Origin of the sequence: Leucobacter sp. cx-328 (genome assembly GCF_014530035.1) — a bacterium.
In the GTDB taxonomy this organism is placed as follows: Bacteria; Actinomycetota; Actinomycetes; order Actinomycetales; family Microbacteriaceae; genus Leucobacter.
The window spans coordinates 182,067-203,818 of record NZ_JACVMX010000003.1; the positions used below are offsets into that span (position 1 = coordinate 182,067).

A 21,752-nucleotide genomic window follows, 5' to 3' on the forward strand; every position below is an offset into this window, starting at 1 on the left:
TTAGTTCTTGAAAAAGCGATCGCGGATCTTGCCAAAGAAGCCCTGATGGAACTCACCAAAGTGGGGATCTTCATCCTTGCGCAGTGCCGCGAGCTGGCGCACGAGATCTTTCTCACGCTTGCTGAGCTTCGCGGGGGTCACGACCTGCACAGCAACCTTGAGGTCGCCGCGGTTCGTGGTCTGGAGGCCCTGGATGCCGCGGCCGCGCACGGTGATGATGTCACCCGACTGGACGCCAGCGGGAACCTCAATCTCAACCTTGTCACCGTCAAGCGAATCGAGCGAGACCTCAGCGCCGAGCACCGCGTCGGTCATTGCCACCTGCAGCGTACTGAGCAGGTCATCGCCATCGCGGCTGAAGATATCGTGGTGGGTCACACGGAATTCAATGAAGAGATCGCCGTTGGGGCCACCACCTGGGCCAACCTCGCCACCACCACGCATCTGCATACGGGTGCCAGTCTCAATGCCCGAGGGAATGTCGAGCGGCAACTCGCGACGCTCACGCACACGGCCCTTACCTGCGCACGAAGTGCAGGGGTGCTCAATGATCGTGCCATAGCCCGAGCAGCTGCCACAGGGGTGCATCGTCACAACATTGCCGAAGAGCGAACGAACCTGGCGCTGCACCTGTCCCTGACCATGGCAGACGTCACAGGTGACGGGGCTCGTGTCTGGCTGGCAGCCACTACCATCACACGTGTTGCAGAGCACGGCGGTGTTAATGGTGATGTCTCGCTTCGCACCGAAGACAACCTCTTCGAGGGGAACGTCAATGCGAATGAGGGCGTCCTCGCCGCGCTCGGCGCGCGAGCGGGGGCCCTGTGATCCGCCGCCGAAGCCGCCACCAAAGAAGGTCTCGAAGATATCGCCGAAACCGCCACCGGAGCCACCGAAGCCGGGCTGATCGCCACCACGATCGTAGCGCGCACGCTGCTCTGCGTCGCTGAGCACGTCGTATGCGTGAGTGACGTCTTTGAAGCGCTCTGCGGCGTCCTCAGACGGGTTCACATCGGGGTGGAGCTGACGCGCAAGCTTGCGGTACGCCTTCTTGATCTCTTCTGGGGTCGCTTCGCGGGAAACTCCGAGGACCTCGTAGTGATCTGCCACTCTGATTGCTCCTTAGTGGTTGCGGTTGAAAACTGATGAAAAACGGCGAAGGCGGCTAGTGCGCTTCGTCAAGGATCTGATTAAGGTACCGCGCAACAGCGCGCACGCTCGATATATTGCCCGCGTAGTCCATACGGACGGGACCGAGCACGCCGAGGCGCGCCGCGTTGTCTCCTACTGAGGCATAGTTCGTAGCGATGATCGACGCTTCGGGCAGGCCATACAGCGCGTTCTCACGCCCGATCGAAGCGGCAACGTCACGCTGATCGTGCACGAGTTCTTCGAACAATCGCAACAGGGTGACCTGCTCCTCGATCGCCTCGAGCACGGTCGTCAAGGTACCGGAGTACTCCCCGGGTCGAGTGAGGTTTGCCGTGCCGGCCACAGCAATCTTGTCGCTGCGATTCGCCTTGAGTTGCCCGAGAACGATGTCGAGCACGCGCCCGATGAGCTCGTTTTCGAGCGGATCGACCCACTCATTCGCATTCGCAGCGAGTGCGGTCAGCGCGCGTTCAGCAGAGTCAAGGTCGAGACCGATGATCGCCTGCGCGATCCGCCCTCTGAGACCATTGACCCACGCCTCGGTTACCTGCGCCGAAGGCAATTTCGCGACCTGCTGCTCAACTACACCTGAACCCAAGATGAGCACACACAGCACGCGATCTTCACCAACGGCAACGAGATCGATGTGACGCACGACCGTGCTGCGCAGTGACGGGTACTGCGCAACGGCCACCTGGTTCGTGAGCTGTGCGAGCAGTCGAACCGTGCGGCTCATGGCATCGTCAAGATCATTCGACTCACCGAGGAACCGCTCGATCGCAGTGCGCTGCGCCCCCGTGAGCGGGCGCGCACGAGCAAGAGTGTCGACATAGAGCCGGTAGCCCTTGTCAGTCGGCACCCGGCCCGAGGAGGTGTGTGTCTGCGCGATCAGCTCCTGGTCTTCGAGCGAAGCCATGTCATTACGAATGGTTGCGGCCGATACCCCGAAGCTGTGCCGATCAACGATGGACTTCGAACCAACCGGCTCACTCGTCGCAACGTAGTCACTCACGATCGCGTGCAGGACAGCGAGACCGCGTTCGGTAACCATCGCGACTCCCTTCCTGGCACTCAACACCTTCGAGTGCCAAGTCTAGCGCAGCAAGCCTCAGAAATACTTAGCTCAGCAGAGCGCCGACTACGCGATCAGCGAGCAGCCGCCCCTTGAGCGTCGGTACGATTCGGGGCGCGGATCCGCCACCTCCCAGGGCAGTGCGACCCTCGATGAGGCCGTCAGCGATCAGTCCGGCAACCGCTCCGCGTTCGCTCTCAGCAAGAGCCGAGATCGGGAGACCGTCAGCAATGCGAGTCTGCAGGAGCACCTGCTCCTCGTGCCGAGCCTCGTCGTCGAGCAGTTCACGCTCGAGCGCGGGCGAGACGCCCTGTGCGATTCGATCGGCATACGCGCGGGGGTGCTTGACGTTCCACCAGCGCGTGCCACCAATGTGGCTGTGCGCGCCTGGGCCGGCAGCCCACCAGTCTTCACCGGTCCAGTATGAGAGGTTGTGGCGTGAACGATAGTCTTCGCTGCGCGCCCAGTTACTCACCTCGTACCAGTCGTAGCCAGCCGCCGCGAGCTTCGCGTCTGCAAGCTCGTACATCTCAGCGTGCAGGTCGTCGTCGGTCTCCGGGTACTCGCCGCGCTTGATCTGCGCGGCAAGCTTCGTGCCAGGCTCGACGATCAGGGCGTAGGCCGAGAGATGATCGGGCGCCATCGCGAGTGCAGCATCGAGCGTGGTCTCCCACTCTTCGATGGTCTCGCCAGGCGAACCGTAGATGAGATCAAGACTGACCTGCAGGCCAACCTCGCGCGCCCAGCCAACCACCTGCGGCACGCGCTCCGGCGAGTGGGTACGATCAAGCACGCTCAACACCTTGGGCACAGCCGACTGCATACCAAAGCTGACACGGGTGAAGCCGTTGTCTGCAAGGTGTTGCAGATACGCGCGATCAACAGAATCGGGGTTCGCTTCGGTCGTCACCTCAGCGCCCTCCGCAATACCCCACTCATCACGAATACGGTTGAGCATCAGCACGAGGTCGGCAGCGGGAAGCAGCGTCGGGGTACCGCCGCCGAAGAAGACGGTCGACACCTGGCGCTCGGGAAGACCCGAGTCACGCATCACCTTGGCGCCAAAGCTCAGTTCAGTTGCCGCCTCAGACGCGTAGTGCGACTGATTCGTCGTGCCGAGCTCGCTCGCGGTGTAGGTGTTGAAGTCGCAGTATCCGCAGCGCACACGGCAGTATGGGACGTGGACATACACGCCAAACTTCCGATCCTCTGCGCCAGGAAGCACAGAGGCCGGAAGGGCACCGTCAGCGGGAGCAGGCTCGCCGGGCGGGAAGGTGCTTGGCACGGTTAGCGATCCGCCGAATCGTCAGCGGGCAGCTCGATAATGATCGGCTCGGCAGCGGCGCCAGTCTCGGCAGTGGCATCGTCAGCTCCGGAATCAGCCTCGGCATCATCGTTCGGCAGCGAGTTCACCGGCGCAGCGCCAGGTTGCAGCGCTTCAAGGATGCGCTTTGCCGCATCAACGACGTTGCGCTGATCGCCACGCGCCTTGAGGCCGAGGAATCCGTTCTGCGAGGAGTAGAAGAAACCACGAACGCCGGCCCAGACCGTGCCGTCTTCCTTCAGCTCCACAACTGCGAAGTGCTCGCCGTAGGGGCCGCCCTCTGCAGAACGATCACCCCATGCGAAGCCGATGCGGTTCGTCTCGACGAGTGTGTAGACCACGAGTATCTCGCGATCAAGATCGCCGATACGCAGGCGTGCAGTGGTGCCAGCCGTAATGAACGGCTCACCGTCAGGGCCGAACAATTCTTCGGTGTTGCCACTGGGCAGAGGCGAGCCCTCGGCATCGAACGCGACACCAACATAGTTGCTACCTTCGCCACGATCGACATCGTCGACCGCGCAGCCCGCACCGCGGTGCGCACCCCAGGTCATCAGCCAGCTTGACGCCAGAATGAATCGCTCTTCGCCGCTTCCAAGCTGTGCCGTCTCCTCATATGAGGTGCTGCCAGCCGGCGGAAAGCGGAGCAGATCGCTCGCCCGCGAGGCACCGACGGCTGCATAGCCAACGGGCATCTCGCGATGGGTCGAGCGCCGCGGAAGTTCTTCCTTCGGCGCCGGGGTCACTTCTTCGCGTCCTTCGTCTCGACGTCGCCCGACAGCGCTGCGATGAAGGCCTCCTGCGGCACTTCAACACGGCCAACCATCTTCATACGCTTCTTGCCTTCCTTCTGCTTTTCGAGCAGCTTGCGTTTACGGCTAATATCGCCGCCGTAGCACTTGGCAAGGACGTCCTTACGAATGGCGCGGATCGTCTCACGAGCAATAATGCGCGAGCCAACCGCAGCCTGGATGGGCACCTCGAACTGCTGGCGCGGGATGAGCTTGCGCAGGCGCTCAGCCATCATCGTTCCGTAGTGGTAGGCATTGTCGCGGTGGACGATCGCGCTGAACGCATCGACCTTGTCACCCTGGAGGAGGATGTCAACCTTGACGAGGTCGGCTTCCTGCTCACCCATGGGTTCGTAGTCGAGCGACGCGTAGCCCTGGGTACGGCTCTTGAGGTGGTCGAAGAAGTCGAACACGATTTCACCGAGGGGAATGCTGTAGCGAAGCTCAACACGCTCGCCGAGGTATTCCATGCCCATGAGGCTGCCACGGCGGCTCTGGCAGAGCTCCATGACGGTGCCGACGTAATCCTTCGGAGTGAGGATCGCGACGCGTACGACGGGCTCACGCACCGAGCGAATCTTGCCCTCGGGGTACTCGCTCGGGTTCGTCACGGTCGTCTCCGAGCCGTCTTCACTCGTCACCTGGTACACCACGCTAGGCGCGGTCGCGATGAGATCAAGGTCGAACTCACGGCGCAGGCGCTCCGAGATGATTTCGAGGTGCAATAGGCCAAGGAAGCCACAGCGGAAGCCGAAGCCAAGTGCGACCGAGGTCTCTGGCTCGTACTGAAGCGCCGCGTCAGAAAGCTTGAGCTTGTCGAGCGCCTCGCGGAGCACCGGGTAGTCCGAGCCGTCAATCGGGTACAGACCCGAGAAGACCATGGGCTTCGGGTCGGTGTAGCCGGGCAGTGCCTCTTCAGCACCGTGGAACTTGGTGGTGACGGTATCGCCGACCTTCGACTGGCGAACGTCCTTTACACCGGTGATGAGGTAGCCCACCTCGCCGACACCGAGACCCTTGGTCGGGGTCGGGCCGGGAGCCGAGACGCCAATCTCGAGCGCTTCGTGCTCAGTCTTGGTCGACATCATAAGGACCTTCTCACGCGGGGTGAGCTTGCCGTCAACCATACGGACGTAAGTAACCACGCCACGGTAGGGATCGTAGACCGAGTCAAAGATCATTGCGCGGGCGGGGCCGTCAGCGTTACCGACGGGCGCGGGAACGCGCTCAATGACACTGTTGAGCAGCTCTTCAACACCCATGCCGGTCTTGCCCGACACCTTGAGAATGTCATCGGGGTTGCCGCCGATGAGATCCGCGATCTCAGCAGCTACGCGCTCAGGGTCTGCAGCTGGGAGGTCGATCTTGTTCAAGACCGGGATGATCTCGAGATCGTTCTCCATCGCGAGGTAGAGGTTCGCGAGCGTCTGCGCCTCGATGCCCTGTGCGGCGTCAACGAGCAAGATCGCACCCTCACACGCTGCCAGTGAGCGAGATACCTCGTAGCTGAAGTCAACGTGACCCGGGGTATCGATCATGTTCAGTGCATAGTCACCACCGTCGTGGTTCCAATGCATACGGACAGCCTGCGACTTAATGGTGATACCGCGCTCGCGCTCGATATCCATGTTGTCGAGGTACTGAGCGCGCATATCGCGGTCAGAGACGGTGCCCGTGACCTGCAGCATGCGGTCAGCGAGGGTGGACTTACCGTGGTCGATGTGCGCGATGATGCAGAAGTTGCGAATCTTCGCGGGGTCGGTCGACGACGGCGCTGGGGGGTTCACACTACGAGGAGACATTGTGGCTCATTATCTCACAGGGACTCCTGAGTTGCCGCTCCCCCTATATGAGAGCTCGCGTGGCGTGCCCCCTGAGCGCTGTTATAGCACTGCCGTTCACTGCCGGGGCGCGGATCGGCGCCTCCCCCAGAAGTGCACATTCTTCGCGGACATTCATGCAACGCGAACACGCGAAGCAATGCACCCAGCAGGAGTGGGCCTTCATCTGATAGAGTTAATCTCTGACTTGCGTGTGGAACTATCCACACATCCGGGAGGTGCCCTCTCTCACCGAAACGGAACAATTCATATTGACCTTGAAATGAAGGAACTCACTTAACGTGGCAAACATCAAGTCGCAGCTGAAGCGCATCAAGACCAACCTCAAGGCTACCGAGCGTAACCGTGCATACAAGAGCGAGCTGCGTACTCTCATTCGCAAGACCCGCGAGTCGATCGCGGCTGGCGACAAGACTGCTGCTGAGGCAAACCTCAAGGTTGCTACCCGCAAGCTCGACAAGGCTGTTTCGAAGGGTGTTCTGCACAAGAACAACGCTGCGAACCGCAAGTCGAAGCTCGCAGCGCAGGTTGCAGCTATCTAAGACTGCTTTCTGAAGCATCGCAAAGCAGCGGATCACTTCGGTGGTCCGCTGCTTTCGTTTATCCGCAGTCGTGATGTGCTGCGTTCAATTGAGGAGACACGCTTTGCCCGCAGGTTGGAAAGCACTGTTGCAAACGAAGACCCCGCCGCGCCCTGCACTGAGGAAGATCGTGGTGGCCACGCTGGTCGCTGGCATTGCGCTGTGCTCGCTGGTGGCGATCGGCACGTGGACCGGCCATCAGCTGCTCATTCCGCCGCTCGCTGCGAGCATGGTGCTGATTGTCACGGGCCCGAACCTGCACCTGTCGCAGCCGCGTCAGGTCGTTGGCGGGCATCTGCTGTCTGCACTTGTCGGTGTAGGCGTTGGCTGCGTGAGTCATTCATTGTGGGCTGCGGCTATTGCTGGTGCACTCTCGCTCGGAGTGATGCTCGTGCTGCGCACAGCTCACTCCCCTGGTGCTGCGACTGCGATGATTGCGGCAATGACGGTATCGGGCCAGTTGACGCTGATTATTTCGACGGTGCTCGGTGCGATCATTCTCGTGGTGTTCGGCATCCTGCTGAACAAGATCAAGCACACGGGATACCCCGCGTACTGGTGGTAAACCGGCGTTAGCGGCTGGTGCGGCCTCGGAGGGCAACGAAGCTCACGAGCTGCTCGAGCGCGTACTCGGGGTCGCGGGTGCCACCCTTAAGCTTCCACTCGGTCTCGCACGCCAGGTCGATTGCGCGAGCGAGGTCTTCTTCGCGCCACGACTGTGCGTCACGCACGGCGTTCTGCACCATCCACGGCGCCATGCCGAGTTCTTTTGCGAGCTGCCCTGCGTTGCCGCGAGCACCGTAAACCCGTGCCATACCGCGCAGCTTCATATTGAGTGCCGCAAGCATGGGGATCGGTGAGAGGCCGGTCAAGAGCGCCTGGCGCAGGAGAACGAGCGCGTCTGAGCGGCGGCCTGCGATGGCCGCGTCAGCGAGCTTGAAGCCACTTGCTTCGACGCGACCCTCGGTCGCACGGTTAACTTCGGTCTCGGTGAGGTTTCGGCCGACGTCTGAGACGAGCTGCACGCACGCGCCTGCGAGTTCGCCCACACTACCGGAGGCGTACGCCGCGACGAGCATTCGGACAGCACCCGGGGTTGCCTGCGCGCCGAGGCGCCGGAATTCTTGCTGCGCGAAAGCGAGGCGGTCAGACTCTTTCTTGATCTCGGGGCAGACGATCTCGATCGCGCCGGGTGCGCTGCCGCGCACGGCATCGAGCAGCGCCTTACCGCGCATGCCGTTGACATGCCGGAGCACGAGCGTGGTGTCTTCTGCAGGCTCGAGCACGTATCGTTTGGCATCTTCGATAAACGCGTCTGAGCTCTTCTCAACGCCGCTCACGCGGATAAGTCGGGGCTCTGCAAAAAGCGAGGGGCTCGCGAGCGTGAAGAGCTCACCCGCGGCATATGAGGCCGCGTCGATGTCGTGCACCTCGAGCTCGGCGTTCTCGCTCTTGAGCTGTTCACGGATGCGCTGGCCGGCGCGGTCGGCAAGGAATTCTTCGACCCCGCTGATGAGCACGGTCGGCGCTGGGCGCGCTTCAGTCCAGTCGAACTGCGGGGCCTTTGCCTTCGCGATCTTTGCCGTTGTACCTCGTGCTGCTGCCACGGAAATTACTCTACCGGGGACCACTGACATTAGGAGGTGAAACCGCGCGCCCGCTCACTTTGCGTATACACCTCGGGCCTGGAACCCACGCACTTCGTTGCCGATCAGCACGAGGGCGACCGTTCCCATCTCGTCAGTTCGCCAGGCATTCATGCCGAGTTCCCCTAGCGAGGCAAGCAAGTCTGCGTTCGGGTGACCATAGCTGTTTTTCTCACCGACGGAGACAAACGCTGCCTTCGCTCCCGATTGCTCATAGAGCGGAAGGTGCTGGTCCTTGGAGCCGTGGTGAGCAATCTTCACGATGTCGCTGGTGACATCGATCCCTGCGGCGAGCATGCTCTTTTGTTCATCCTTTCCGGTGTCAGCGAGCATCAAGATCCGCCATCCCTGTATCTGGACGGACATGACGATGCTGGCCGCGTTGGTGTCCTTTGGCACCGTGCCTCGTGCTGGAGCTAGAACTCTCCATTTCAGGCCGCCTTGGTCGCCAGTGGCCGCACCGCCGGTGGCTCCTTCGCTGAGTTCGACGAATGGCACACCAGACTCGTTGAGGCTTCGCACAAGCTTGCGGTCAGTTCCGTCCTTGGCGTTTGCGGGCGCGATGATGGCTGTTTGCGTGATCGGCGCGACGGTGTCCAAAGCCCCGACGTGATCTCGATCGTCGTGGGTCAATACGAGCTGGTCTATCTCGCGCACCCCGAAGCGGTCCAAACAGGTACGAAGTAGGTCTTCGTCATCACCGGTGTCGATCAGCATCACGAACTCGGGGTCTGTCGGGTCGCGCAGCAACGTGGCATCGCCCTGGCCGACATCACACGACACGATCGACCAGTTGTTTGGCACGCCAAATCGGGACGCAACGGGTGCGACCAGGGTCATTGTGATCGCGATGCCCCCACCGACCGCTCCTAGCCACCCGGCTGCACGCTTGGCCGAGCGAGGCACGTCCGCTCTTCCTCGCCGTGGTGTGCGACGGCTGAACTTTTCCCATGAGCTCCGAGAGATTGCCCCGGAACGCAATGCAAATAGCGCAACCATCAACAGTTCGACGAGGGCAAGTGTGCCGACACCGAACCATCCGCCGTTCCAGTTCCACCTTCCGAACGGCACCTCTGCACCCAATGCCGCAACCAGTTCGATCCACCGAGCTGACAACGAAGCGAGTATGAGGAGCCATTCCCCCAACCAGGCAATCACCGGGAGCATGATGGTGGCAGCAAGTCCGAACGCTGTACCGGCAGGAGCAGCTGGGGCTGCCAGCACATTCGCAAACACACTCACTACGGGCAGCCCCGACTGCAGGAGCAGCAACAGCGGCCCGCAGGTCAACTGGGCCGCGATCGAAAGCGCGAATGGTGTCGCCAGCCAGCCTGGCATTCGGCAGGTTCGCCTCAGCGCGCGTGTGATCGGCGCGGAAAACAGCAATATCCCGAGCGTAGCCGTGACGGACAGGGCGAAGCCAGCCTGCACCGCTTCCCACGGGTCGCGAATCAGCAACACCAGCACGGCAATGCCCAAGGCAGACAATGCTTGCGATCGTTTCCCTGAGAACTGGGAAATCAGCACAACGGCGGCCATTACCGCTGCTCTTTGCACGCTTGAGTCGGGGCCGACGATGCCGACGAACCCGAGCAGCATGAGTCCCGCGATCGGGATCCGCGCCCTGCGTCCGAACCCAAGGTGCGAAGCGAACCAGATTCCCGCGGAGACCACCAGCGCGCAGTTTGCTCCTGAAACCGCAGTGAGGTGCGTGAGTCCTGTTTCAAGCATGTCTGCGGAGAGTTCTTCGCTTACGAGTGACGTGTCACCGACAGCGAAGCCGGGTACCAGCGCAGCGTGCGGGATTGATGCGGCTGCCGCGACGATACCTGCTCGCAACGCGGATGCAGCAGCGTTCCAACCCGACGCGGGCGAACGTACTTCCAAGGAACGAACGCTTATGCTCCAGGCTGTTGAGGAACTGGGCTTTCCTGGCGCGGGTTTTCCTCTGACTTGAAGATGCGTTCCAGGGCCAATTGTTTGGCTAGGTGGCCCGTCAATCCAGAGCATTACCGGCACGCGGGCTCCATCGAGGTGCGCTGCGGCGGCGATGCCGTAGCTTTCTCCGCCGATGAATGAGCTCGAAATTTTAGGGAACCCGACCACGTCTGCGTCGAATTCAACCGTGGCGCCAGTCTCGAGTGCCGAAACGAGCGCGGGATGATTTCTCACAGATGCGGCAGTCTCGACACGTACTCCGAGCACGATCAATACTCCACACAGCAGGAGTATTGCGCTCCGAAAACCCATGGGTCGCCGGGAACCGGCTTTACGGGACGTTGTCCAGTTGGACACGGCACACACGCTCCCGGCCAGACCTGCGGCGACAGTGATCCACCAATTCGAACCCGGCACGGTGATGAGAAGCGCGCAGGCAGCCCATCCGACGAGCGCGGGGAGCAACAGTCGCCATGCGCCGGGTGGCCCCGCGCTCGCGTCTACAATAAACGATTCCCGCGTCCTCGCGCTCATAGCGACACAAGCGGCGTGAGTGACTCAAGTGTCTTCTCACCGATGCCGCTGACTTCGCCGAGCTGCTCAATCGTCTTGAATCCCCCGTTCGCGGTGCGCCACTCGATGATTCGCGCCGCGAGGGCTGGCCCAACCCGAGGCAGAGTTTCGAAGTCGGCGGCGGTGCCACTGTTCAAACTCACCAGCCCGCCGCTTGAAGCTTGCCCGCCGCCACTCTCCGGAGCATTCGCCGGCGGAGCGAGCGCCTGCTCAAGATTCGGCACGATGATCTGTTCGCCGTCAATGACCAGCCGTGCAAGATTCACATCGGTGAGCACTGCTGCAGCGGTCGCACCACCCGCTGCAGCCATGGCGTCAAGCACACGTGATCCCTCCGGCAGCTCGACCACCCCGGGTTTCTCGACTTCCCCGACAACGTGGACCGCGAGCAATGCTGACGCGTCACCCTCCTGGCTCTCTGCTTCGATGACTCCGCCGCCGTTCTCAGCAGACTGTGCAGCCTCCACAAACGGCGCAGTAGCTTCGCCAGGCTGTTCCCAGATCAGCATCAGCGTGACAATCGAGGCGATAACGAAGAGCGCGACCGCTGCCGTTGCCGGCACAGCAATAGATCGCTTGGCCAAGGACGACACTGAGACTCGCTCGCGCCAGGTCAGGGCAGGCGCGTCTCCGTCAGTTTTCGGATACGCGACTGCCCACCGACCTTGGCGTTCAGGCTCTACCGGCGCCGGCGCTTCGGCGCCCTGAATCAAGTGCAGCCACCCCTGCTTGGTAGCAGGTGTGGCTCCGGTGTAGTGGTTCTCGGGCAGTGTTTCGGTGTTTGGAATGGGCGGTAGTTCCCAGTGCTGCGGTCTCATGCAGCCTAGTTTGCGAGTAATGCATTTTCCCGAAACTAGAAGATCATCGATTGTGCATAAGTAGCCTCCACCCGCCAAGCACCAGCGTTGTGAGCAACTCAACGAGCTGAGTTAGAACATGGATCGAATTCAATAGTTGCTCGCGATTCATCATTCCCACTGACGCTCGCGGTTCACCCGCTCTCGCACGGCCCGAAGCTCCACGTCGTTGAGTACTCCCGCGAATGGTGTGAGATTACGCATCTCAGCCGCATAACCACTTTCACCGGTGAGGAAAACTGACAACCGATCCAAGTCACGGTCGTTTATAGTTTGTGCCCAGACGTCAAGCATGACCTTCCCGAATCCGCGAACGTTTCCCGCAATACGAGGCATGTTACGGACGGCTACACCGAGGACCCTCTCTGGATCACTGTGCAGATGATCGAGCACAAGCCTATGCAAAGCAAGGCTGGTGTAGAACTTACGACCTTTTCGTGCCGGCTTCATCAGTTGAAAGTCGCAGCACTCTTCATCGTCGATCGTTGGCATTTCGACTCCCTTGAAACAGTCATTTTGGTGCCGCCAATTTTGGCAGGCGAGGGCGGCGCTGTCATTACGATCTCCGCAGGCATCCGCTCCCGCTTTCAACTAGGGAATCAAACGATACTGGCGACAGTCGCGCATACTTAACTCATGACGACGCGCTACCTCGCATTTGCCGCGATCTCGGAACGAACTGGCATCACTGAAGAGATTCTGCAGACATTCAGACTCCCCGCGCCCTATGCAGTGATCGGTGACACGCGAGGTTGGGCTGAGCAGACAATCGATGCCTGGAACGCAGGCTCCGCAGTCGCTGCACTCGCTTGGATCCACTCAACCAGGCAGAGGTTCGGTTACGGGAGCCACATATACGGCCATCCCACCCGCGAAGAGACAATTCAGATCGAGGTTGTCGAGGTACTCGAAGGGGCTTGGGAACTCGACGACGCGAGAGCCGTGTACGACGTCGACAAGATCGTTGATGAGGTGATCGTTTTCGATACCTTCTCGCAGGAGTACGTTAGCGTCGTCACCGCGCGTGAGTTCTGGGAGTCAGCAGACCGCCACAAGTTCTAAGGCGCTAATCGCATGAATCCAGGGCGAAGCACCAAGAGATTCATGTCGATGCTGGCACCCTTGAAAGCACGCGCACGTCGCGGAGTTTCTGGGCCACTTTTCCAGGCGACCCCAGAGTCGCTTGGGGCCGAAGCCGCAGTACATTCTGGACCTGTTCGTCCCTTCCTTCCAGCGCCGCCAAAACGATTGCAGCGCCTCCGCGCACGTCGTCGCCGAACGTGGCGCCCCGAAAATACTCGCGGATCAGCCTGGCTTTGGAATCAGACGATTCCAGCGCTCGTAAACGCTCTGCAAGTCGACGACGCTCAGTGCCGCGCACATGATCAAAGCTCAGTGTGTCTAAAAAGGCGATGAGGTTCGCTTGCGACTTCTCGGACAGGCGCCTTCGCGTTCCCGGCTCCCCACTTTGGGGATCTTCCATAACTACCCAGCGCCCACTGTGCTTCTCAGCTCGGAACATGCCATCCTTTGCCAACGCTCTCACGCGCTGCGGGGAAATCCCGCGCACGGCTGCGTAGCTGGCGACAGCATGAAACACGGCACAAGTTTTACGCCCGCGAGCGCGCACGTCAAGTGTCACTCTGCCGGTGTTACTGGCCTTTGCCAGCAGACCGCCACAAGCTCTAAACGCACGAAGGCCACGCAGCTCCTAAGAACTGCGCGGCCTTCGTGATGCAAACCGGAACCGACTACTTCGCGGGCTTCACCGCGATGCTCACGATCTTGGGAACGCGAACGATGAGGTTCACGATCTCCTGATCGCCGATAGCGCGCTTCACGCCTTCGTCTGCGAGTGCAGCCTCGCGTGCCTCGTCTTCGGTAACCGATGCTGGCAGCGTCAAACGCGCGCGCACCTTACCATTGACCTGCACGACCATGGTGACTTCGTCTTCGACGATGAGCGACGGGTCAGAAGCGGGCCACACTGCGAGCGAAACGGTCGCCTCGTGGCCGAGCTTTGCCCACATATCTTCTGCCGCGAACGGCGCGAAGAGCGAGAGGATCTGTGCGATCGCCTCTGCCGACTCACGAACAGCGGGGTCTGCGATGCCACAGCCCGAGTCGATTGCCTTGCGGGTGAAGTTCACCTGATCCATAAGACGTGCGACGACAACGTTGAACTTGTACTGCTCAATGAGGGTCGGTGCATCTGCGAGGAGCTGGTGGGTGTGCTTGCGGAGTGCCTTGTCGCTGCCAGCGAAGTCAACGCCAGCGGGGGCGCCGTTCTGCTCAACATCGTCGGCGATACGCCACGCACGCGCGAGGAACTTTGCCGAACCCTGCACCGAAACATCAGCCCAGTCGATGTCGTCCTCGGGCGGGCCAGCAAATGCGAGCGTCACGCGCAGCGCGTCAGCGCCGTGCTCCGACAGCTCCGAAGCGAACTCGACGAGGTTGCCCTTCGACTTCGACATCTTCGCGCCGTCAAGCAGCACCATGCCCTGGTTGAGGAGCGAGGTGAAGGGCTCTTCGAAGTCGAGGTAGCCGAGGTCGTGCAGCACCTTGGTGATGAAGCGCGAGTAGAGCAGGTGCAGAATTGCGTGCTCAACGCCGCCAGCGTACTGGTCGACGGGGCCCCACTTCTTCGCAGCCTCGGGATCGAACGCCTGGGTGTCGTCGTTCGAAGAGAGGAAGCGGAGGAAGTACCACGAGCTGTCCACGAAGGTGTCCATCGTGTCAGGGTCGCGCAGCCATTCGCCGTCTTCGTCGGTGACGGTTGCCCACTCGGTTGCGGCGCCGAGCGGCGACGAACCCTTGGGCTTGAGGTCGAGGCCCTCAGATGCGGGCAGCTCAACGGGCAGCGATTCCTGCGAGACGGGCTTCATTTCGCCCTCGTGCTCGCCGGTACCGTGCAGGATGGGGATCGGGGTGCCCCAGTAACGCTGACGCGAGATGAGCCAGTCGCGCAGGCGGTAGGTCGTGGTCGCACGGCCGGTGCCGCGTGCCTCGAGCACCTCGATTGCCTTCGCAATTGCCTCAGCCTTGGGCAGGCCGTCGAGCTCACCCGAGTTAACGAGCAGGCCTTCGCCCGCGGTCGCCTTGCCGCTCTCAGCGGGATTGGGAAGCTCGGCACCGTCTTCGTCACGAACGTCGACGACCACGCGAACGGGGAGGTCGAACTTGAGTGCGAAGTCGAGGTCGCGCTGGTCGTGCGCGGGCACGGCCATGATCGCACCGTGACCGTAGTCAGCAAGCACGTAGTCAGATGCCCAGACGGGGATGCGCTCACCGTTCACGGGGTTCACAGCGAAGTGATCGAGGAAGACGCCGGTCTTCTCGCGATCCGCGTTCTGACGCTCGATCTCGGTCTGCTTCTGCGTCTGCTCCAGGTATGCCTGGAACTGCATGCGAACCTCGGGCGATGCGCCAGCTGCGAGCTCTGCAGCGAGGTCAGCATCGGGAGCGACCACCATGAAGGTTGCGCCGTGCAGGGTATCGGGACGGGTCGTGAAGACGGGAACCTTCTCGTCGCGACCCTCGATCTCGAACTCGACCTCTGCGCCGCGCGAGCGACCGATCCAGTTGCGCTGCATGTTGAGCACCTTGGTGGGCCACTGGCCCTCAAGGGTGTCGAGGTCGTCGAGCAGGCGATCCGCGTAATCAGTGATGCGGAAGTACCACTGGGTCAGCTTCTTCTTGACGACCATTGCGCCTGAGCGCTCCGAGGTGCCGTCAGCGAGGACCTGCTCGTTCGCGAGAACGGTCTGATCTACGGGGTCCCAGTTGACCCAGCTCGCCTTGCGGTACGCGAGGCCCTTTTCGTACATCTTGAGGAACAGCCACTGGTTCCACTTGTAGTACTCGGGGTCGCTCGTGTGCAGCACGCGGCTCCAGTCGAACGACGGAGCGTACTTGCGGAACGAGTCCTTCTGCTGCTGAATGTTTGCGTAGGTCCACTCACGGGGATCAACGCCACGCTTGATTGCCGCGTTCTCAGCGGGGAGACCGAACGAGTCCCAGCCGATCGGGTGCAGCACGTCGTAGCCGCGACCGCGCCAGAAGCGAGCCATGATGTCACCGAAGCAGAATGCCTCAGCGTGACCCATGTGGAGGTCGCCCGACGGGTACGGGAACATATCGAGCACGTACTTCTTCGGCTTGCCCGAATCTTCGTTGCCGACCTCGAACGGCTTCATCTTGTCCCAGACGGGAAGCCAGCGTTCTTGGATCTTGCGGAAGTCGTAGCCTTCGGCGTCACGCCCCTGCTGCTCGGTCACACATACCTCGTTTTCAACTGCGTCACACGCCCCGGCGGACGTGCATATCTTTCAAGAATACCGCTTACAGCGCGGCAAGAAGCGGAGTTGCCTTCAGATGCTTCTCTGCGGCCTCCATTGCGGGGTCGGAGTCAGCGGTGATTCCTCCCCCGGCGCCGATACGGACGGCCGTTTCGAACGCCCCGCCGGCTCCCTCGCGCGCGTGGATTTCCACGCTGCGAATGGTCATTGCGATCTCTGCGTCGCCGTTCGCGTCGACCCAGCCGAAGCACCCCGAGTAGAGCCCGCGCGGGCCCGGTTCAAGCACGCCAAGGATCTCGACGGCGCGTCGCTTGGGGGCGCCAGTCATGGATCCGCCTGGGAAACATGCGGCGAGAGCATCCCACACATCGTTCCCGTGGGCCAGGTTGCCCGCGACCGTACTCACAAGCTGGTGAACGTGCGGATGGCTTTCTACTTCAAGGAAGCGCTCGACACTCACCGATCCCACGGCGCATACCCGACTGAGGTCGTTGCGCATGAGGTCGACGATCATGAGGTTTTCGGCCCGTTCCTTCGAGTCAGCGCGCAGCTCGGTAGCGAGCTCGCGATCCGCAACCTCGGTCGCGCCACGTTTGCGCGTGCCCTTGATCGGGTGCGTGCGAACGGTGCCGTCGTGCACGCTGAGAAAGCGCTCCGGACTCATGCTCACGAGTGCCCGGTCGCCCGCGGCAATCACACCACCGCGCACGGCGGGGCCTGTGGCGCGCAGGTGCAAGAACAGGGCGAGCGGATCAACCCGCTCAGTCACGACCGCCTCAGCCGTGTCGGTGAGGCACAGTACGTAGGCGTCACCCTCGGCGATCGCAGCACGGCAGGCTTCGACCTCGGCCTCGTATTGGGCGTCCGTGCGGCGCCAGGTGAGGTCGAGGTTGCGCGGCGTGCGGGCGTGCGTGGTCACGAGCGTGGCATCCGCTGCCGCCGCGCGGAGCGGAGCTTCGAAGCGTTCGAGCCAAGCGGTGCGGGCGGGGGCGGATCCGCGCAGGGTCGCCTGTCCGGTCGAGTGGTCAATCGCGAGCACGACATCAAGGCGGATCGCGAAGCTCGCATCGGCCAAAGCTTCGGGTGCCGCCGCAGCCTCAGCAGCCGCAGACACACCGAGCAGCCCAACACCGAACTCATACGAGAGCGCGAGCGCCCAGTTGGCACCGGCAACGGAATCCGCACGTAGCTCCGCAAGGAACTCTCGCTCAGCACCCGGCCGTGGCACACGAATCTCCGTGGCAACCCCCAGCAGGCTCACGGCCGGCTCTCCTGGAGCGGGCGCCTCGCCGTCAAACCAGCACCACGCCTCCCCCGAGGCAGCCAGCACGGCCGCAGCGGTCGAGGCGTCGACGGCGTACGGCAGCTCGGTCAACATCACCCCATAAGGGTAGCGCCGCCGTGCGGGCTCTTGCGTAACGGGCGTCGGGATCCGCCGCCCTGCTACGCTCACGGCATGGAACGTGAGCTACTTGTCGCCGACTCTTTCCGCACCCGTACGAACTCCTTCACAGGAGAAACCGAGGCGCGCGGCATGGAGATGCATGTCTCTCGCTTTATTGACTCCGTCGAGGAAGCTGTGGCGGGTGAGATCCCGTTCGATGATCTCGCGGGCTGGCTCACCGACTTCTTTGAGGCGGCAGGAGAAGATATCGCCGCGGGTGGCGACGGCTTCCCCCGCTTTGAGCTGTGGCGCACCGAAGAGGACGACTTCGAGCTGTCCTGCGCGATCCGCCCCCTGCCCGAGCTTGGTGAGATGATCGAGCTCGTAACGACCGCTCGCCTGGGTGAGCGCATCACGCCGTGGCGCAAGGGGCCGAACATTCCGTTCTACGCCGCGCTGAACCGTGAGCTGGGGGCCGAGGCGCTGTTCGTCGATGAGGATGGGTTCGCCATCGAAGGCGCGACAACGAGCTTGGTGCTGTGGAACCCCAGCACGGGTGGTGGCCATTACCTACCGGGCGCCGGTGAACGCCGGCCAGAGGGGCGGATCGTCTCGGTCACGGAGATCCTGGTACGGGTCATCGCCGAGGAAGACGACTCGAGTCAGGCAGCCTCCGAAATTGCAGTGCTTGGCAGCGCGATCAACCTGTTCGAGGTCTGGGCAGTGAACGCGCTGCACGGTATTCGCGTGGTGACGAGCATCGACGGCACGCCAACGCAGCCGGTAGACGAAGAGCGCCTTGCGAGGTTCCGCAAGGCGCTCGACCAGAGCTGGCAGCCGGTTTAAACGGGCCGCCAACCTCTGGCTCGGCTACAGCTCGAGTCGCGCGCCGGTGACATCCTCCGGCAGGTCGGTGTGCGTGATGAGCACGACCGCGCGATCATCGGGAATCGCTCCGAGCAGATCGCGCATGAGCACGTCTGCACGCTCACGATCAACGCCCGCGGTCGGTTCATCGAGAATGACAACCGGGAAATCCGCAAGAATGGCGCGCGCGAGCGCAATGCGCTGCGCCTGACCACCAGATACGAGCGCACCGTGTTCGCCGACACGGGCATCAAGACCGCCACGTTCTGCAAGCCACGGGCCGAGTCCTACACGCTCGATAACCGCAAGCAGCTCGTCGTCGCTCGCGGTTTCGTGCGCGAACTTCAGGTTCTGGCGAATGTCTGAGTCGAACAGGTGCGGGCTCTGCTCGCACAGGCCAACGAACGAACGCAGCTCAGCACCGGCGAGGGTGTTCGCCTCGATTCCGGCAACGCGATACTCTCCGCGGTACTCCAGCAGGCGGGTGAGCGCGAGGGCGAGCGTCGACTTGCCTGAGCCCGACGGGCCAGTAATCACGAGCAGCTCGCCAGCAGCGAGTTCGAAGCTGATGCCGGTGACGGCATCATGATCCGCGCCCGCATGGCGAACCGAAAGATGCTGCGTCGAAAGCAGCGGGGTGCCTGCAGGGACAGCCGCTGGCAGCTTGGCGGGCAACGCGGGATCGACCGGGATCTCGGCAGGCAACGGCTGCTCGGTGAGTTCGGCGATGCGATCAGCACTTGCCTCAACGGCGCGGCGGGCGGTGAAGGTCGCGAGCAACTGGGCGTACACCTCGAAGACCGCGGCCGGGACCACGACAATTGCAGCAAAGACCGGTGCAGAGATCGACTCGCCTGCCGCGGGCAGCGCGATGAGGAAGATTCCGAGCGTGGCGATGCCAGCGCCGAGTGCAACGATCGCACCGGTCAGTCCGGCAGATCGCGCACGACGCTCCTGCACGACTGCGAGGCGCGCTTCGGCCGCAGCGATGCGCGCGCGCTGAGCTGGCAGTGCATCGAACGCAGCAAGCACCTCTGCCGAAGCGAATCGCTCGAGAAGCGCGTCCATGAGGCCGGATCGCGCAGCAGCGAGCTCTCGGTCGCTCTCGCCAGCGAGGCGACGTGCGAGCCATGCCGCAACGAAGCCTGAAAGTATGAGTACGACGAGCAGCACGAGCGCCGCGGGAATCGATGCGATCGCCACGACCAGCACCGTCAGGCCGATAACGATGCCGCTCACAATCTTGGGCTGGCGAACGCGCAGCGCCTCGTCCTGCAGCTGATCAACGTCGTCAACGAATGCCGACAGCACCTCGCCGCGCTTCGACGTCTCGAGCGCACCTGGCACCCGCGGGATCAACCGCTCAAAGGTCTCAGTACGAAGGTGCGCGAGCTGCTTGAGCGCCGAGTCATGACTCGACAGTCGCTCCACGTATCTGAACGCCGCACGGCCAACCGCCAACGCTCGCACGCCCACGATCGCAAAGGTGAGGTGCAACACGGGCGGCTGCTCCCCCGCGCGCACAATGAGCCACATGCTCAGGGCGAGCAGTCCAACGGCGCTGCCGTCAGAGAGCACACCCAGCAAGATGCCAGGCACTCGGCGCTTCGTCGTCGGCACCGCACGCGCGATGACCGTCTCGCGAGCCGTCACTGTTGCACTCATGCCTGCACCTCTGCTGCTTCGATTCGTTCAACTCTGTCAGCGGCACTCAGCACCGCCGGTCTATGGCTCACAACCAGCACCGCGCGACCGGCATCGGCCTCGTCACGCATAGCCCGGATCACCAACCGCTCCGAATCAGCATCAAGTGCCGAGGTGGGCTCATCGAGCACGACCGCTGGCGCATCGAGCTGCCAGGTGCGGAAAAGGGCTCGCGCAACACTCACGCGCTGCGACTGGCCACCGGACAAACCACTGCCGAGCGAACCGAGTTCGTACTCGAGATCGAGACCGTCAAGGCCCACCGTATTGAGCGCGCGGCGCGCGAGCGCAGCGTCGGGGGCGCCGCCGAGTGCAAGGTTTGCACCGACAGTACCTTGGATGAGTCCGGGTCGCTGCCCCACCCACGAGAGCTGTTTCGGGCGGTAGACCGTGCCCTCGGTGGGCTCGAGCGTGCCCATGAGCAATGCAACGGCGGTTGACTTGCCAACGCCAGAGGGGCCGGCGAGGGCCACGACCTCACCTGGCGCGGCCGAAAGCTTGAGCGGTGGCGCGAGCTGCCGCGATCCGCGCACGAGCGGGACGTCATCAAGACCAACAAGACCGTCAGTGAGGGCAACTTCACCGGTCGTGGCGGCAGACTTGGCGTCAGGAGCACCATCGACGTCAGCCGCAGCGCCGGCGTCAGCGCCGAGCTCCTTGCCGTCGATGAGGTCGAACACGTCTCCGACCGCGGTGAGGCCCTCTGCCGAAGCGTGGAATGCCGCGCCAACCTGGCGAATAGGAATAAACACCTCGGGCAGCAGCAACAGCACGAAGAGGCCCATGGCGAGCGGGAAGTCGCCCACGACCAATCGTGTGCCGACCGTGACCGCAACGAGCGCGATCGAGAACGTGCCTGCGAGGTCGAGCACGAAGCCTGACAAGAATGTCACGCGCAGCACCTTCATGGTGCTCTCACGGTATTCATCTGTCTCGCGCGCAATGCGAGCGGCCTGGCGCTCCTCGCGGCGGAAAATCTTGAGGGTCGCAAGGCCAGTCACCACGTCGAGGAACGATGCCGAAAGGTGCTGGAGACGGCTCCACTGGCGATCCTGCACGGCCTTCGTTGCGAGGCCGATGAGCACCATGAACACGGGAATCACTGGGAACACGATGACGACGATGATGCCGCTCAGCGGATCCGCCAGCAATACGCACGCGATCATCACAGGTGTGGCCACGACCGCGAGTATCAGCTGCGGAACGTACCCGACGAAGTACCCATCGAGGGCATCGAGGCCGCGGCCGAGTGTGGTCGCAAGCCGCGAGTCGGGAACGCCAGCAGTCGCCTGTGGAGAGCGCGCATCGATCGCGTCAAGCGCGGCGGATCGCAGCTCCGCCTTCACACGCACTGAACCGCGCGCAGCGAGCGCATCCATGGCCCAACTCGACCCCGCGCGCAGCAACAGCGCAACCAGCGCGCACCCGAGGAGGAACGGAAGCTGCTCAACCGGGGCTGTCCCCTGCGGGGTGAGGCTGAGATCCGAGCCCTTCGCGAAACGCAGCACTGGGAATGCCGCCGCCGCAATCGACTGTGCAAGGAACCAGCTCCAAGCGATAATCGCAAGGGTGCGGATCAGGCCGATAAGCGCACCCCAGCCAAACACGGAACGGGCAGAACTCGCGGTGCGCAGCATGCGCGGGTCAAGCGGTTTCACAGCGGTGAACTCCTTGAGGTGAAGCGGATCCGAATGCGCCAAGGGCCAGGCCCGGGTCTTCCC

The 21,752-nt window shown here is 62.6% G+C and carries 19 protein-coding genes; 5 read left to right on the plus strand and 14 right to left on the minus strand.

What is annotated here, in order from left to right; all coding sequences use genetic code 11:
* The 5 genes from dnaJ to lepA all read right to left on the minus strand — a co-directional run bounded on the left by dnaJ (nucleotide 1) and on the right by lepA (nucleotide 6,141).
* On the minus strand, nucleotides 1–1,110 hold the full coding sequence (dnaJ, locus tag ICL81_RS05715) for a molecular chaperone DnaJ (protein WP_188033969.1): 1,110 nt from the start codon (nucleotides 1,108–1,110) through the stop codon (nucleotides 1–3).
* Between the two features lie 55 nt (nucleotides 1,111–1,165).
* On the minus strand, nucleotides 1,166–2,203 hold the full coding sequence (gene hrcA / locus ICL81_RS05720; RefSeq protein ID WP_188033970.1) for a heat-inducible transcriptional repressor HrcA: 1,038 nt from the start codon (nucleotides 2,201–2,203) through the stop codon (nucleotides 1,166–1,168).
* A gap of 67 nt (nucleotides 2,204–2,270) precedes the next feature.
* Complete coding sequence (gene hemW / locus ICL81_RS05725) at nucleotides 2,271–3,509, minus strand: radical SAM family heme chaperone HemW (RefSeq protein WP_188033971.1); 1,239 nt, start codon at nucleotides 3,507–3,509, stop codon at nucleotides 2,271–2,273.
* 2 nt (nucleotides 3,510–3,511) lie between these two features.
* Nucleotides 3,512–4,294: a DUF1990 family protein gene (locus ICL81_RS05730; RefSeq protein ID WP_188033972.1), complete on the minus strand. Its 783-nt coding sequence runs from the start codon at nucleotides 4,292–4,294 to the stop codon at nucleotides 3,512–3,514.
* Nucleotides 4,291–6,141, minus strand: a complete 1,851-nt coding sequence (gene lepA / locus ICL81_RS05735; RefSeq protein ID WP_188033973.1) for a translation elongation factor 4 — start codon at nucleotides 6,139–6,141, stop codon at nucleotides 4,291–4,293. The genes ICL81_RS05730 and lepA overlap by 4 nt, the downstream gene beginning before the upstream one ends.
* Nucleotides 6,142–6,461: 320 nt before the next feature.
* Here lepA and rpsT point away from each other — a divergent pair, with 320 nt between their 5' ends.
* Together rpsT and ICL81_RS05745 are read left to right on the plus strand one after the other, a co-directional pair.
* Nucleotides 6,462–6,722, plus strand: coding sequence for a 30S ribosomal protein S20 (rpsT, locus tag ICL81_RS05740; RefSeq protein WP_188033974.1), 261 nt, complete (start codon nucleotides 6,462–6,464; stop codon nucleotides 6,720–6,722).
* A 169-nt stretch (nucleotides 6,723–6,891) separates the two neighbouring features.
* Nucleotides 6,892–7,326, plus strand: coding sequence for an HPP family protein (locus ICL81_RS05745; RefSeq protein ID WP_215394754.1), 435 nt, complete (start codon nucleotides 6,892–6,894; stop codon nucleotides 7,324–7,326).
* Nucleotides 7,327–7,333: 7 nt separating this feature from the next.
* On the opposite strand, the gene holA is transcribed toward ICL81_RS05745, so the two are convergent.
* The 4 genes from holA to ICL81_RS05765 form a co-directional block, all read right to left on the minus strand.
* Complete coding sequence (holA, locus tag ICL81_RS05750) at nucleotides 7,334–8,368, minus strand: DNA polymerase III subunit delta (RefSeq protein ID WP_353055432.1); 1,035 nt, start codon at nucleotides 8,366–8,368, stop codon at nucleotides 7,334–7,336.
* Nucleotides 8,369–8,422: 54 nt separating this feature from the next.
* A complete protein-coding gene (locus ICL81_RS05755; RefSeq protein WP_188033976.1) occupies nucleotides 8,423–10,294 on the minus strand; it encodes a ComEC/Rec2 family competence protein in 1,872 nt (623 codons plus the stop codon).
* A 581-nt stretch (nucleotides 10,295–10,875) separates the two neighbouring features.
* A complete protein-coding gene (locus ICL81_RS11965; RefSeq protein WP_251381829.1) occupies nucleotides 10,876–11,736 on the minus strand; it encodes a ComEA family DNA-binding protein in 861 nt (286 codons plus the stop codon).
* A 150-nt stretch (nucleotides 11,737–11,886) separates the two neighbouring features.
* Complete coding sequence (locus ICL81_RS05765; protein ID WP_188033977.1) at nucleotides 11,887–12,111, minus strand: hypothetical protein; 225 nt, start codon at nucleotides 12,109–12,111, stop codon at nucleotides 11,887–11,889.
* A 45-nt stretch (nucleotides 12,112–12,156) separates the two neighbouring features.
* On the opposite strand from ICL81_RS05765, the gene ICL81_RS05770 reads away from it, so the two are divergent.
* Together ICL81_RS05770 and ICL81_RS05775 are read left to right on the plus strand one after the other, a co-directional pair.
* Nucleotides 12,157–12,408: a hypothetical protein gene (locus ICL81_RS05770; RefSeq protein WP_188033978.1), complete on the plus strand. Its 252-nt coding sequence runs from the start codon at nucleotides 12,157–12,159 to the stop codon at nucleotides 12,406–12,408.
* A gap of 3 nt (nucleotides 12,409–12,411) precedes the next feature.
* Nucleotides 12,412–12,837, plus strand: coding sequence for a hypothetical protein (locus tag ICL81_RS05775; protein ID WP_188033979.1), 426 nt, complete (start codon nucleotides 12,412–12,414; stop codon nucleotides 12,835–12,837).
* Nucleotides 12,838–12,877: 40 nt separating this feature from the next.
* On the opposite strand, the gene ICL81_RS05780 is transcribed toward ICL81_RS05775, so the two are convergent.
* From ICL81_RS05780 to ICL81_RS05790, 3 genes are all read right to left on the minus strand, one after another.
* Complete coding sequence (locus ICL81_RS05780) at nucleotides 12,878–13,375, minus strand: hypothetical protein (RefSeq protein WP_188033980.1); 498 nt, start codon at nucleotides 13,373–13,375, stop codon at nucleotides 12,878–12,880.
* Nucleotides 13,376–13,526: 151 nt separating this feature from the next.
* A complete protein-coding gene (gene leuS / locus ICL81_RS05785) occupies nucleotides 13,527–16,055 on the minus strand; it encodes a leucine--tRNA ligase (RefSeq protein WP_188033981.1) in 2,529 nt (842 codons plus the stop codon).
* A gap of 64 nt (nucleotides 16,056–16,119) precedes the next feature.
* The gene (locus ICL81_RS05790; RefSeq protein ID WP_188034151.1) at nucleotides 16,120–17,454 is read right to left on the minus strand and encodes an anthranilate synthase component I family protein; all 1,335 of its coding nucleotides are present in this window, start codon (nucleotides 17,452–17,454) and stop codon (nucleotides 16,120–16,122) included.
* A gap of 78 nt (nucleotides 17,455–17,532) precedes the next feature.
* On the opposite strand from ICL81_RS05790, the gene ICL81_RS05795 reads away from it, so the two are divergent.
* A complete protein-coding gene (locus ICL81_RS05795; RefSeq protein WP_188033982.1) occupies nucleotides 17,533–18,306 on the plus strand; it encodes a hypothetical protein in 774 nt (257 codons plus the stop codon).
* A 24-nt stretch (nucleotides 18,307–18,330) separates the two neighbouring features.
* Here the strand turns inward: ICL81_RS05795 and cydC are convergent, their stop codons facing one another.
* Nucleotides 18,331–19,992, minus strand: a complete 1,662-nt coding sequence (gene cydC / locus ICL81_RS05800) for a thiol reductant ABC exporter subunit CydC (RefSeq protein WP_188033983.1) — start codon at nucleotides 19,990–19,992, stop codon at nucleotides 18,331–18,333.
* The gene (gene cydD, locus ICL81_RS05805) at nucleotides 19,989–21,689 is read right to left on the minus strand and encodes a thiol reductant ABC exporter subunit CydD (protein ID WP_188033984.1); all 1,701 of its coding nucleotides are present in this window, start codon (nucleotides 21,687–21,689) and stop codon (nucleotides 19,989–19,991) included. The genes cydC and cydD overlap by 4 nt, the downstream gene beginning before the upstream one ends.
* Between the last annotated feature and the right edge of the window lie 63 nt (nucleotides 21,690–21,752).